This window comes from Serratia sp. 201 (genome assembly GCF_037027545.1).
GTDB lineage: Bacteria > Pseudomonadota > Gammaproteobacteria > Enterobacterales > Enterobacteriaceae > Serratia > Serratia bockelmannii.
On sequence record NZ_JAXCHC010000002.1, the window covers coordinates 1,169,036 to 1,181,989 of the forward strand.

The 12,954-nt window shown below is 53.7% G+C and carries 10 protein-coding genes, 2 tRNA genes and 2 other RNA genes; 6 read left to right on the plus strand and 8 right to left on the minus strand.

Annotation, left to right across the window (positions count from 1 at the left end; all coding sequences use genetic code 11):
* Positions 1 to 103: 103 nt before the first annotated feature.
* The 6 genes from WA302_RS13810 to WA302_RS13835 form a co-directional block, all read right to left on the minus strand.
* Positions 104 to 231, minus strand: a non-coding RNA gene (locus WA302_RS13810) — RtT sRNA.
* A gap of 47 nt (positions 232 to 278) precedes the next feature.
* A non-coding RNA gene (locus WA302_RS13815) (RtT sRNA) lies at positions 279 to 406 on the minus strand.
* A gap of 47 nt (positions 407 to 453) precedes the next feature.
* Positions 454 to 538, minus strand: a tRNA-Tyr gene (locus tag WA302_RS13820).
* Positions 539 to 751: 213 nt separating this feature from the next.
* Positions 752 to 836, minus strand: a tRNA-Tyr gene (locus tag WA302_RS13825).
* Between the two features lie 175 nt (positions 837 to 1,011).
* Positions 1,012 to 1,860 carry a formyltetrahydrofolate deformylase gene (gene purU, locus WA302_RS13830; RefSeq protein WP_004932187.1) on the minus strand — a complete coding sequence of 283 codons (849 nt, stop codon included), beginning with the start codon at positions 1,858 to 1,860 and terminating at the stop codon, positions 1,012 to 1,014.
* Between the two features lie 68 nt (positions 1,861 to 1,928).
* On the minus strand, positions 1,929 to 2,393 hold the full coding sequence (locus WA302_RS13835) for a YchJ family protein (RefSeq protein WP_025303082.1): 465 nt from the start codon (positions 2,391 to 2,393) through the stop codon (positions 1,929 to 1,931).
* A gap of 118 nt (positions 2,394 to 2,511) precedes the next feature.
* Here WA302_RS13835 and rssA point away from each other — a divergent pair, with 118 nt between their 5' ends.
* The 5 genes from rssA (at position 2,512) to WA302_RS13860 (ending at position 8,066) form a co-directional block, all read left to right on the plus strand.
* Positions 2,512 to 3,414: a patatin-like phospholipase RssA gene (rssA, locus tag WA302_RS13840; protein WP_336064242.1), complete on the plus strand. Its 903-nt coding sequence runs from the start codon at positions 2,512 to 2,514 to the stop codon at positions 3,412 to 3,414.
* 103 nt (positions 3,415 to 3,517) lie between these two features.
* A complete protein-coding gene (gene rssB, locus WA302_RS13845; protein WP_025303080.1) occupies positions 3,518 to 4,531 on the plus strand; it encodes a two-component system response regulator RssB in 1,014 nt (337 codons plus the stop codon).
* A 212-nt stretch (positions 4,532 to 4,743) separates the two neighbouring features.
* Positions 4,744 to 5,661, plus strand: coding sequence for a UTP--glucose-1-phosphate uridylyltransferase GalU (gene galU / locus WA302_RS13850; protein WP_025303079.1), 918 nt, complete (start codon positions 4,744 to 4,746; stop codon positions 5,659 to 5,661).
* A 41-nt stretch (positions 5,662 to 5,702) separates the two neighbouring features.
* Positions 5,703 to 7,046, plus strand: coding sequence for a UDP-glucose dehydrogenase family protein (locus WA302_RS13855; RefSeq protein ID WP_025303078.1), 1,344 nt, complete (start codon positions 5,703 to 5,705; stop codon positions 7,044 to 7,046).
* A gap of 9 nt (positions 7,047 to 7,055) precedes the next feature.
* The gene (locus WA302_RS13860; protein ID WP_147823878.1) at positions 7,056 to 8,066 is read left to right on the plus strand and encodes an NAD-dependent epimerase; all 1,011 of its coding nucleotides are present in this window, start codon (positions 7,056 to 7,058) and stop codon (positions 8,064 to 8,066) included.
* A gap of 186 nt (positions 8,067 to 8,252) precedes the next feature.
* Here the strand turns inward: WA302_RS13860 and hns are convergent, their stop codons facing one another.
* The gene (gene hns, locus WA302_RS13865; protein WP_004932170.1) at positions 8,253 to 8,660 is read right to left on the minus strand and encodes a histone-like nucleoid-structuring protein H-NS; all 408 of its coding nucleotides are present in this window, start codon (positions 8,658 to 8,660) and stop codon (positions 8,253 to 8,255) included.
* Positions 8,661 to 9,359: 699 nt separating this feature from the next.
* On the opposite strand from hns, the gene WA302_RS13870 reads away from it, so the two are divergent.
* A complete protein-coding gene (locus WA302_RS13870; RefSeq protein ID WP_015378091.1) occupies positions 9,360 to 9,944 on the plus strand; it encodes a thymidine kinase in 585 nt (194 codons plus the stop codon).
* Positions 9,945 to 10,063: 119 nt separating this feature from the next.
* On the opposite strand, the gene adhE is transcribed toward WA302_RS13870, so the two are convergent.
* On the minus strand, positions 10,064 to 12,736 hold the full coding sequence (gene adhE, locus WA302_RS13875; protein WP_049295765.1) for a bifunctional acetaldehyde-CoA/alcohol dehydrogenase: 2,673 nt from the start codon (positions 12,734 to 12,736) through the stop codon (positions 10,064 to 10,066).
* Between the last annotated feature and the right edge of the window lie 218 nt (positions 12,737 to 12,954).

A 12,954-nucleotide genomic window follows, 5' to 3' on the forward strand; every position in this document is an offset into this window, starting at 1 on the left:
GTCTGGATGGAAGCGGTTAATAAGGGGAGATAACTTGATTTATTGATACGAGAACATTGGATGCAACGAGTTTTAAGTAGGGTTTGGATTTTTCTGCAAGAGATGGTGGTGGGGGAAGGATGATTCATCGCTGTGCGACTCACCCTGCGGGCCGCGCTGAAGCGCGTTGTCTCACTGCGTGAGACTCGAACCTTGGTCGAAGCTTCTCATCCTTCCCCAATACGGAACATTATGGAGGCGATGTGTTTTTAATTTGGTTTGGGGATTTTTGCAAGAGATGGTGGTGGGGGAAGGATGATTCGTCGCTGTGCGACTCACCCTGCGGGCCGCGCTGAAGCGCGTTGTCTCACTGCGTGAGACTCGAACCTTGGTCGAAGCTTCTCATCCTTCCCCAATACGGAACATTATGGAGGCGCTGTGCTTTTAATTCGGTTTGGGGATTTTTGCAAGAGATGGTGGTGGGGGAAGGATTCGAACCTTCGAAGTCTGTGACGGCAGATTTACAGTCTGCTCCCTTTGGCCGCTCGGGAACCCCACCATGGTATTCATGGATTTACAAATTGTTGTTCTGGTTTTATCCAGAAGAAACCTGGCCGGTTTCTTTACTGCGTCTTCGCTCCTGGCGGAGAGAAGATGGTGGTGGGGGAAGGATTATTCGTCACTTCGTTCCTCACCCTTTGGGCCGCGCTAAAGCGCGTTATCCTTCCCTTTCTGACTCGCTTAAACTCAGTGCGTATCAGCAACGAAAAGATGGTGGTGGGGGAAGGATTCGAACCTTCGAAGTCAGTGACGGCAGATTTACAGTCTGCTCCCTTTGGCCGCTCGGGAACCCCACCATATACATGGCTATTTAACTGGCCTTGCTTGCGAGAGCGCTGTCTCGGTAAGCGGGGCGCATCATATCAAATGAAGCGGATGTGTAAAGCATTGAAATGCAGAAAATGAATCGTTTGCCGTTTTTTTATTCTTGGCGGTGCATCCCTGAACGAAATGCACCGATTTATTGAGCGATTACAGAATAACGGTGCGGTTGCCGTAGACGAAGACGCGCTGCGCCAACACCTGATAAAGCGCGCGGCTGAGCACGTTTTTCTCTACGTCGCGGCCGGCGCGCATCATATCCTCGGCGGAATAGGTGTGATCGACGTGGATCACGTCCTGCATGATGATCGGGCCTTCGTCGAGATTGTCGTTAACGTAGTGGGCGGTGGCGCCGATGATTTTTACCCCGCGCTCATAGGCCTGGTGATAAGGGCGTGCGCCGATAAACGCCGGCAGGAACGAATGGTGAATGTTGATCACCTGGTTCGGATAATGTTGCACGAAGGCCGGCGTCAGCACGCGCATATATTTGGCCAACACGACGTAATCCGGCTGATATTGATCGATCTTGGCCGTCATTTCGCGGTCATGCTGTTCCCGCGTCAAGCCTTCGTGGCTCACCAGATGGAAAGGAATATCGAAACGCTCCACCAGCGTTTGCAGCGTGTCGTGGTTGCCGATCACGGCGGCAATTTCAACGTCGAGGCCACCATAGGCGCTTTTCATCAACAGATCGCCCAGGCAGTGGGCCTCTTTGGTGACCAGCACCACGATGCGCCGGCGCCCGGTGCTGTGCAGCTCGCGCAGCGAACCTTCCGGCAGCGCGCTGTCCAGATCGGCCAGCAGCGTGTTGTCGTTGAAAATGCCTTCCAGCTCGGTGCGCATAAAGAAACGCCCGGTGCGGTGATCGACGAACTCATTATTCTGGACGATATTGAGTTCGTGCTTGTAACAGATGTTGGTGATCTTGGCGATCAGCCCTTTGGCGTCCGGGCAGATGGTGCGTAACACTTTTCGTTGTACATTTTGGTGTGGCATGGGTTTGAGGATCCTGTCTGATACTGAACGGCCTGTCTGCGCAGGCGTAAACGTGAAGCGCCGGCCGGTTAGCGCCCGCAGCACTTCTTATATTTTTTCCCTGAGCCACAGGGACACATCGCATTTCTGCCGGGCTGGGGTTTGGTACCGTCGATATAATACCAACGTTGATCGCGACGAAGGAAGCGTGAGCGCTCATGCATCGCTTGCGGTTCGCCGCTTTCGCCATCGGTAAAACGGGCGATGAATTCGACGAAGCCTTCATCCGGCTCATGACCGGCTTTCTCTTCCACGACCGTCAGGCCCAGCCATTCGGTATTCTTAAAACTGTCGACGATTGCATTGCGCCACGCTTCGGCACCGCAGTCGGGGTGCCAGGTGGCGATCAGATAGTCGACGTTATGACTCACGTAGGCGGTGAAGCGTGAACGCATCAGCTGGCCGGGCGTCGGCGCTGGCTGATTGCCGCTGATAAAAGGGGCGCAGCACGCGTTATACGCCAGTCCGCTGCCGCATGGGCATAATTCGGGCAAAATAACTCCTGAGAACACGAGGCAGAAAATGAATTTAGCGCATATGTTACCTAACAATATTCGTCAGTGACAATCTACCCTGAAAGCAGAGAACACCTTTCACCCTGAGGATGGCGCGATGCGGCAAATCAAGATCGGACTGGCGCTGGGAGCGGGCTCGGCCAAAGGCTGGGCGCACATCGGCGTGATCAATGCGATAAAGAAATTGGGGATTGAGGTTGATGTCGTTGCCGGCTGTTCTGTCGGCGCGTTGGTGGGCGCGGCGTTCGCCAGCCATCGTCTGCCGGCGATGGAGCAGTGGGTGCGATCGTTCAGCTATTGGGACGTCATTCGCCTGATGGATTTTTCCTGGCAGCGCGGCGGCCTGTTGCGCGGCGAGCGGGTGTTTAACGCCGTCGGACAGCTGCTGAAGGTCAATGATATCGCCGATTGTGCGTTGAAGTTCGGTGCCGTGACCACCAATCTCAGCACCGGGCGCGAGCTGTGGCTGACCGAAGGCGATATTCATCAGGCGATACGCGCCTCCTGCAGTATGCCTGGCCTGTTGGCGCCGGTATGGGCCGACGGCTATTGGCTGGTGGATGGCGCGGTGGTCAATCCTGTGCCGGTGTCGCTTTGCCGCGCCATGGGCGCCGATATCGTCATCGCGGTCGATCTGCAGCATGATGCGCATCTGATGCAGCAGGATCTGTTCTCGATACGTATCGAGGAAGAAAGCCCGAACGATGCGCCTGCGGCGACCTGGCGCGGGCGTCTGCGGGAACGCGTCGGCAGAATGCGTAAGCGCAAACCGACGACGGCGCCGACGGCGATGGAGATCATGAGCACCTCGATTCAAATGCTGGAAAATCGCCTGAAGCGTAATCGGATGGCGAGCGATCCGCCGGATGTGTTGATTCAACCTTTTTGTCCGCAAATCTCGACGCTGGATTTCCACCGCGCCGATGAAGCGATCGCAGCGGGGTTGCTTGCGGTGGAAAAACAACTGGATCGGTTGTTGCCGTTGATAAAAAATAGATAATTCTCGGTTCTCGGTTGGCAATGCGCGGTCAGTCTGTTTCAGACGAGCATAAGTGACCTTTTTGAGCCACTATTACACTATGGAAAGGGACGAGGCTCGGCTGATGGCATTACCACTTACTCACAAGCGCATCTTGATCGTTGAGGACGAACAGGTTTTTCGTTCAGTGCTGGTCGGTTATTTGGCCTCACTGGGTGCTGAAACCGGCGAGGCGACCAACGGTATACAGGCGCTGGGTGCCGTCGATGACTTCAAGCCGGATCTGATCCTGTGCGATCTCGCGATGCCGGAAATGGGGGGGATCGAATTCGTTGAGCACCTGCGTTTGCAGGGGCTGCAAATCCCGGTGCTGGTGATCTCGGCCACCGACAAGATGGCTGACATCGCCAAGGTGCTGAGGTTGGGCGTGCAGGACGTGCTGCTCAAGCCGCTGACCGATCTCAATCGCCTGCGTGAAGCGGTGTTGGCATGCTTATACCCCAATATGTTCACTTCCCAGGCGATTGAGGAGGTTGAACTGTTTCAGGACTGGGATGCGTTGAGCAAAAATCCCTCCGAAGCCGTCAAACTGCTTAAACAATTGCAACCGCCGGTACAGCAGACTATTGCGCATTGCCGGATCAACTATCGGCAGTTAACCACCGGCGAAAATCCTGGCCTGGTGCTGGATATCGCCGCTTTGTCAGAAAAGGATCTGGCATTCTATTGCCTGGACGTCACGCGCGCCGGCGATAATGGCGTATTGGCGGCATTGCTGTTGCGTGCATTATTTAATGGGCTGCTGCAAGACCATCTGGCTAATCAACAGCATCGTCTGCCGCAAATGTCGGCATTGTTAAAGCAGGTTAATCAATTATTGCGGCAGGGGAAATTAGACGGTCAATTCCCGCTGTTGCTGGGATATTATCACGCCGAAAATAAAAACCTGATTCTGGTTTCTGCCGGGCTGCATGCCAACGTCAATACCGGTGACAATCAAATCCAGCTGAGCAATGGCGTGCCACTGGGGACGCTGGGGGCTACCTACATGAATCAGATCAGCCAGCGCTGCACTGCCTGGCAGTGTCAGGTATGGGGAAGCGGTGGTCGGTTGCGGCTGATGCTCAGCGCTGAATAACAGGCAACGAACGGCGAGATCTTAAGCTATTCACTTATCGGTAATTAAACCGTTTATTTATTCTCCCGATTATCCGAACGGGTAATAGTCCTAAATGTTTTCTATTTGTGTTCTGGTTAATGCCAGGCGCGCATAAGCTGGTATACTCCGAAGGTTTTTTATATTGAGCCCAAGCTCATAAAATGAGCGCTTTAGCTTCAAGAGAGGAAATAATGCCTGCTGTAAATCGCAAAGTCAGAAAAGCCGTGATCCCGGTTGCAGGCTTGGGTACGCGGATGTTGCCGGCCACCAAAGCCATTCCGAAAGAAATGCTGCCGCTGGTTGATAAACCGCTGATCCAATACGTCGTTAATGAGTGCATTGCGGCGGGGATTAACGAGATTGTGCTGGTCACCCACTCCTCCAAGAACTCGATCGAAAACCATTTTGATACCAGTTTCGAACTTGAAGCGATGCTGGAAAAACGCGTCAAGCGCCAATTGCTTGATGAAGTGCAGTCGATCTGCCCGAAAGGCGTTACCGTGATGCAGGTTCGTCAGGGCAATGCCAAAGGCCTGGGGCACGCGATTATGTGTGCCTACCCGATGGTGGGCGATGAACCGGTGGCGGTGGTGTTGCCGGACGTGATCCTCGACGAATACAGCGCCGATCCGAAAAAAGACAACCTCCGCGAAATGCTGCAGCGCTTCGAAACTACCGGCGTCAGCCAGATCATGGTTGAACCCGTGCCGCATAAAGATGTCGGAAACTACGGCGTAGCCGACTGTAAGGGCGTTGCTTTGCAACCGGGCGAAAGTGCGCCGATGGTGAGTGTGGTTGAGAAACCTTCGCCGGATAAAGCCCCTTCCAACCTGGCGATTGTCGGTCGTTACGTGTTATCCGCCGATATTTGGCCGCTGTTGGCTAAAACGCCCCCTGGCGCCGGCGACGAAATTCAGCTGACTGACAGTATCGAAATGTTGATGCAGCAGGAAACGGTGGAAGCGTATCACCTGAAGGGCGTAAGCCATGACTGCGGTAACAAGTTGGGGTACATGCAGGCTTTTGTAGAGTACGGCATGCGTCATGCCAGCCTGGGCAAAGAATTTTCTCAGTGGCTGCAACAGGTTGTTGCCGCTGACAAGAAGTAATTTGATCTTTCGTATTAATTTGAAAAAACTAGGATTTTCACATGAAAGTAACAGTTTTTGGTATTGGTTATGTGGGGCTGGTACAGGCCGCCGTACTGGCTGAAGTTGGCCATGACGTTATGTGCATTGATGTTGATGAGCGAAAAGTCGAAAACCTGAAAAAAGGGAATATCCCGATTTTTGAACCGGGCCTGACGCCGCTGGTACAGCAAAACTATGAGGCTGGGCGTCTGCATTTCACCACCGATGCCAAAGCGGGCGTGGCGCACGGGAATATCCAGTTTATCGCCGTCGGCACGCCGCCGGATGAGGACGGCTCCGCCGATCTGAAATATGTCACCGCGGTTGCACGTACCATCGCCGAACACATGACCGATCGCAAAGTGGTGATCGATAAATCCACCGTGCCGGTCGGTACGGCGGACAAGGTGCGTCAGGTGATGGCGGAAACGCTGGCTAAACGCGGCAGCAACGTGGCGTTCGACGTGGTATCCAACCCTGAATTCCTGAAGGAAGGCGCTGCGGTAGCTGACTGCATGCGCCCTGAGCGCATCGTGATCGGTACCGATAATAAAGAGGTAATCGAACCGATTCGCGAACTGTACGAGCCGTTTAACCGCAATCACGATCGTATGATCATGATGGATATCCGCAGCGCAGAGCTGACCAAATACGCCGCCAACTGTATGCTGGCGACCAAAATCAGCTTTATGAACGAAATGTCCAATCTGGCGGAAATGCTGGGTGCGGACATCGAGAAAGTGCGTCAGGGCATCGGTTCCGACTCACGCATCGGTTATCACTTCATCTACCCTGGCTGCGGCTACGGTGGTTCTTGCTTCCCGAAAGATGTCCAGGCGTTGATCCGCACGGCGGAGCAGATCGGTTACCAACCGAAGCTGCTGCAGGCGGTAGAGCAGGTCAACTACCAACAGAAAGATAAGTTGAACAGCTTTATCAAAGATTACTTCGGCAGCGATCTGAAGGGGAAAACCTTTGCGCTGTGGGGCCTGGCGTTCAAGCCGAATACCGATGACATGCGTGAAGCATCCAGTCGCGTGCTGATGGAGCAATTGTGGGCTGCCGGCGCCACCGTTCAAGCCTACGATCCTGAAGCGATGAACGAAGTTCAGCGCATCTATGGCCAGCGCGACGACTTGAAGCTGATGGGGACCAAAGAGGCTGCATTGCACGGCGCCGATGCTCTGGTGATCTGCACCGAATGGCAGAATTTCCGCGCACCGGACTTCGATGTGATCAAGAGTGCGTTGAAGCAGCCGGTGATCTTCGATGGACGTAACCTGTACGATCCTGAGCGTTTGGAGAATCGCGGCTTTACCTATTACGCGATTGGCCGCGGCGCCTCGATTAAACCGGTTATTTAAGGAGTGGGCATGAAATTCCTGGTTACAGGCGCCGCAGGGTTTATTGGTTATCACGTTGCAGAGCGTTTATTGGCCGCAGGGCATCAGGTTGTCGGCATCGATAACCTGAATGACTATTATGACGTGGGCCTGAAAATGGCCCGTCTGGACAGACTGGCGGATAAGCCGGGATTCCGCTTTATCAAGCTGGATTTGGCCGATCGTGAAGGTATGGCGGCATTGTTCGCCGAGCATCAGTTCCAACGAGTCATTCATTTGGGTGCACAAGCCGGCGTGCGTTATTCGCTGGTCAACCCGTTGGCTTATGCGGACGCCAACCTGATCGGCCATCTAAACGTTCTGGAAGGCTGCCGCCATAATAAGGTCGAGCATTTACTTTACGCTTCCTCCAGTTCTGTTTATGGTCTCAATCGCAAGCTGCCGTTTGCTACCGAAGATTCTGTCGATCACCCTGTGTCACTGTATGCGGCCACCAAAAAAGCCAATGAGCTGATGTCACACAGCTACTCTCATTTATACGGTCTCCCGACGACGGGGTTACGCTTCTTTACCGTATATGGCCCCTGGGGGCGTCCGGATATGGCGCTGTTCAAGTTTACCAAGGCCATATTGGCGGGGGAGAGCATCGATGTATATAATCACGGTGAAATGCACCGTGATTTTACTTACGTCGATGATATCGCCGAGGCGATTGTGCGGCTGCAGGCGGTTATTCCGCAGGCAGATCCGTCATGGAGCGTTGAACAGGGTTCGTCAGCGACCAGTTCTGCACCGTATCATGTTTATAATATCGGCAATAGCGCTCCCGTTAAACTGATGGAATATATCACGGCGTTGGAGCAGGCTTTGGGGGTAACTGCCCGCAAGAATATGCTGCCGATGCAACCTGGCGACGTGATGGATACCAGCGCGGATACCGCAGAGCTTTATCGTGACATTGGTTTTAAACCGGAAACCAGCGTTGAAGAGGGTGTTAAGCGCTTTGTTGATTGGTATAAGGCATTCTACCAGGTTCAATAATTGAACGAGGGTAAATGCGATAAAGGGGCCTTAGGGCCCCTTTTTTTCATTGGGGCTCCATGCAGGGAAGAAATTGCGAATTAGGATATTTACTAAAAGGAGAGGGGTGAGGTGGGATCACGTCGATAAGCTTTAAAATGAAAAGGCCCCCCGGAGGGAGCCTTTCAGATACGGACTGAATCGCTATTACAGCAGGAAATCGTCCAGAGATTTACCTTGCTCTTCGATAGCTTTCTTAATCACCGCAGGCGTACGGCCTTGGCCGGTCCAGGTTTTCAGTTCGCCGTTTTCATCTTTATATTGGTATTTAGCAGGACGTGCTGCACGCTTTGCTTTGCCGGCAGCCTTGTTGGCAGCCATGGTTTGCAGCAGCTCATTTGGATCGATACCATCAGCAATCAGCATTTCGCGGTATTGCTGCAGTTTACGAGTGCGTTCTTCGATTTCTGCTTGAGCCTGGCTGTCTTCTTCGCGACGTTCGTTCACAACAACTTCCAGTTTCTCGAGCATTTCTTCCAGCGTTTCCAGTGTGCATTCTCTTGCCTGGGCGCGCAGAGTGCGGATGTTGTTCAAAATCTTTAATGCTTCGCTCATTGTCCTAGTCTCAAATTATATTGGTGGGGGGCGTCTCGATAATAATAGAGTGCTATTTTCTTTTCTGCAATAGCCAAATTGACTTGAATACTCAAATTTACCTTTTAAAAAACCGTTAATCGGATCTGTCCGACTAATATAGGAAGGGCTGTTAACTATTATCCTCACCACACTTAAGTCAAAATTTCAGCAGGCATGCTTTAAAAGGCGCGTGTCGCAAGGCTTTCATCGATAAGTTATCGTCGTAATTTATATCAATATTACAATGAGTTCTGTGGGCTTAATCACGCCATGGTAAGGCAGACATTGTAAACAATAGGGGTATATAGGTAAAGGTTGCGTCAGGAAACGTCGGGGGGATAGCGAAGGTGATTAAATGCCCTGTATTGGCCTCACGTATAATAGACAAGCACTCTCCCGCGGCTGCGGTGCCTGCCGCAGTGAAAGAGGTTATGCATTAATGGGCAAATGTTCGGGGTTAACCATTAGCAAGAATTAATAGTGATGACAGGCATACATTATCCTGTAAATAGCTGTAAAAAGAACGGGCCGACAGAACGATATGTTTCGCTTGAAAGCGCATTATTACGGCGAACGCAATATTCGTTCGCTTTGGGCTGAGCCGGGGGGCGGCTTATGGTACACTTACCGTCCTAATCAACATTTGAATATTTCTTATACCATCGGAGTTGCGGGGCCATGGCTCAACTTTATTTTTATTACTCTGCGATGAATGCCGGCAAGTCCACCGCGCTGCTACAGTCTTCATATAACTATCAAGAACGTGGTATGCGCACGCTGGTGTTCACCGCGGAGATCGATCACCGCTTTGGCGTCGGTAAAGTCAGCTCGCGCATCGGTTTATCCTCGCAGGCCCAGCTCTATAACAACGACTCGATGCTGTACGCCATGATTCAGCAAGAGCATCAACAGCAGCCGGTGCATTGTGTGCTGCTCGATGAAAGCCAGTTCCTGACCAAGGCGCAGGTTGAGCAATTGTGCGATGTGGTGGACCAACTGGACATTCCCGTATTGTGCTACGGCCTGCGTACCGATTTTCTCGGTGAACTGTTTACCGGCAGCCAATATTTGCTGGCCTGGGCCGATAAGCTGGTGGAATTGAAAACCATCTGTCACTGTGGGCGCAAGGCCAACATGGTGTTGCGGTTGGATGAAAACGGCCAGGCGATGCACGCTGGTGAACAGGTGGTGATTGGCGGTAACGAGAGCTATGTCTCCGTCTGTCGCAAGCATTATAAAGAGGCGATTCACTCCCTGGAGTAGGAGCGAAAATGCCGCCAGCGCCCGCTGAGGCGTTTTGGCGGTGGGATAAGAAAAACCGCGCGCCAGGCGCAATAAAAAACCCGCCGTTTGGCGGGTTTTTTTATCGGTTCACGGAACCGTTATTTCTTGGGCTTCTTTACCGCGGTTTTGGCTGCAGCCGGAGTCGCCGCTTCCTCGTCGACCGCTTCGCTGAATTCGCGGCCGTAGAAGGTATCCAGCATGATTTGCTTCAGTTCGGCAATCAGCGGATAGCGAGGGTTGGCGCCGGTGCATTGGTCGTCGAATGCGTCTTCCGACAGCTTGTCGACTTTCGCCAGGAAGTCCGCCTCCTGCACACCCGCCTCACGGATGGAGGTTGGGATGCCCAACTCGGTTTTCAGCTCGTCCAGCCAGGCCAGCAGTTTCTCAATCTTCTGCGCGGTGCGGTCGCCCGGTGCGCTCAGGCCGAGGTGGTCGGCGATTTCAGCGTAGCGGCGGCGCGCCTGAGGGCGGTCGTACTGGCTGAAGGCCGTTTGCTTGGTCGGGTTGTCGTTCGCGTTGTAGCGAATGACGTTGGAAATCAGCATCGCGTTGGCCAGGCCGTGCGGAATGTGGAACTCCGAACCCAGCTTGTGCGCCATGGAGTGACAGACCCCGAGGAAGGCGTTGGCGAAAGCGATACCGGCGATGGTGGCGGCGTTGTGCACGCGTTCACGGGCAACCGGGTTTTTCGCGCCTTCTTTATAGCTGGCCGGCAGATACTCTTTCAACAGTTTCAGCGCCTGCAGCGCCTGGCCGTCGGAGTATTCGTTCGCCAGCACCGACACGTAGGCTTCCAGCGCGTGGGTTACCGCATCCAGACCGCCGAAGGCGCACAGGGATTTTGGCATGTTCATCACCAGGTTGGCGTCGACAATCGCCATGTCCGGGGTCAGCGCATAGTCGGCCAGCGGGTATTTCTGTCCGGTGGTGTCGTCGGTCACGACGGCGAATGGCGTGACTTCCGAACCGGTGCCTGAGGTGGTGGTGATGGCGATCATCTTCGCTTTCACGCCCATTTTCGGGAACTTGTAGATACGCTTGCGGATGTCCATGAAGCGCAGCGCCAGATCCTCGAAGTGGGTTTCAGGATGTTCGTACAGCACCCACATGATTTTCGCGGCGTCCATCGGCGAACCGCCGCCCAGCGCGATGATGACGTCCGGTTTGAAGGAGTTCATCTGCTCGGCGCCTTTGCGCACGATGCTCAGCGTCGGATCGGCTTCCACTTCAAAGAACACTTCAGTTTCGATACCGTGAGACTTCAGAACCTTGGTGATCTGGTCGGCATAGCCGTTGTTGAACAGGAAACGGTCGGTCACGATGAAGGCGCGTTTCGCCCCGTCGGTCGCCACTTCTTCCAGCGCGATAGGCAGTGAGCCACGGCGGAAGTAGATCGATTTCGGAAGTTTATGCCACAACATGTTTTCTGCTCGCTTCGCTACAGTTTTCTTGTTGATCAGGTGTTTAGGTCCGACGTTTTCAGAGATGGAGTTACCACCCCAGGAACCGCAACCCAACGTCAGCGAAGGCGCAAGTTTGAAGTTGTACAGGTCGCCGATACCGCCCTGAGAAGCCGGGGTGTTGATCAGAATGCGAGCCGTTTTCATTTTATCGCCGAAGTAGGCGATGCGAGCCGTTTGGTTATCCTGGTCGGTGTACAGGCAGGACGTGTGGCCGATACCGCCCATGGCGACCAGTTTTTCGGCTTTGGCGACGGCGTCTTCGAAGTCTTTGGCACGGTACATCGCCAGGGTAGGCGACAGTTTTTCATGTGCGAAAGGTTCAGACTCGTCGACCAGCTTCACTTCACCGATCAGCACTTTGGTGTTGGCCGGCACTTTGATGCCTGCCATTTCGGCGATTTTCGGTGCGGATTGCCCGACGATGGCCGCGTTCAGGCCGCCGTTTTTCAGGATGATGTCCTGCACCGCTTTCAGTTCTTTACCCTGCAGCAGATAGCCGCCGTGGGAAGCGAAGCGCTCGCGTACCGCATCATAGATAGCGTCAACGACGATGACCGACTGTTCGGAAGCGCAGATAACGCCGCTGTCGAAGGTTTTGGACATCAGGATAGAGGCGACCACGCGTTTGATATCTGCGGTTTCGTCTACCACGACCGGCGTATTGCCGGCGCCGACGCCGATTGCCGGTTTGCCGGAACTGTAGGCGGCTTTCACCATGCCCGGGCCACCGGTGGCGAGGATCAGGTTGATGTCAGGGTGGTGCATCAGCTGGTTGGACAGCTCGACGGTAGGTTGGTCGATCCAACCGATGATGTCTTTCGGCGCACCGGCGGCGATAGCGGCTTGCAGCACGATATCGGCGGCTTTGTTGGTGGCATTCTTCGCACGCGGGTGCGGCGAGAAGATGATGCCATTGCGGGTTTTCAGGCTGATCAGCGCTTTGAAGATCGCGGTAGAAGTTGGGTTGGTGGTAGGCACGATACCGCAAATCAGGCCGATAGGTTCGGCGATGGTGATGGTACCGAAAGTGTCATCTTCAGACAGGATGCCACAGGTTTTTTCATCTTTATAGGCGTTGTAGATGTACTCGGAAGCGAAGTGGTTTTTGATCACTTTGTCTTCGACGATACCCATTCCGGATTCTTCCACGGCCATTTTGGCCAACGGGATACGGGCATCAGCAGCGGCGAGGGCGGCAGCGCGGAAGATTTTATCCACTTGCTCTTGAGTGAAGTTGGCATATTCGCGCTGGGCTTTTTTGACACGTGCGACAAGCTCGTTCAGTTCAGCGACATTCGTTACAGCCATAATGCTCTCCTGATAATGTTAAACTCTTTCAGTAAATAAGCCGTGCGAGCCACTAGTATAGTCATAACGGGAATAAACGGTGATTCGAATACCGGGGCTTTCCCGCGTTATTTCTTCGCATGCTGCTGATTTGCTTAAAGAGCTTTACCCTACGCCAACCGGAGGGGCAGGCAGTGAAGAGAACGGAACCGGCTGGATTGCCACCGACTTTGTTCTAC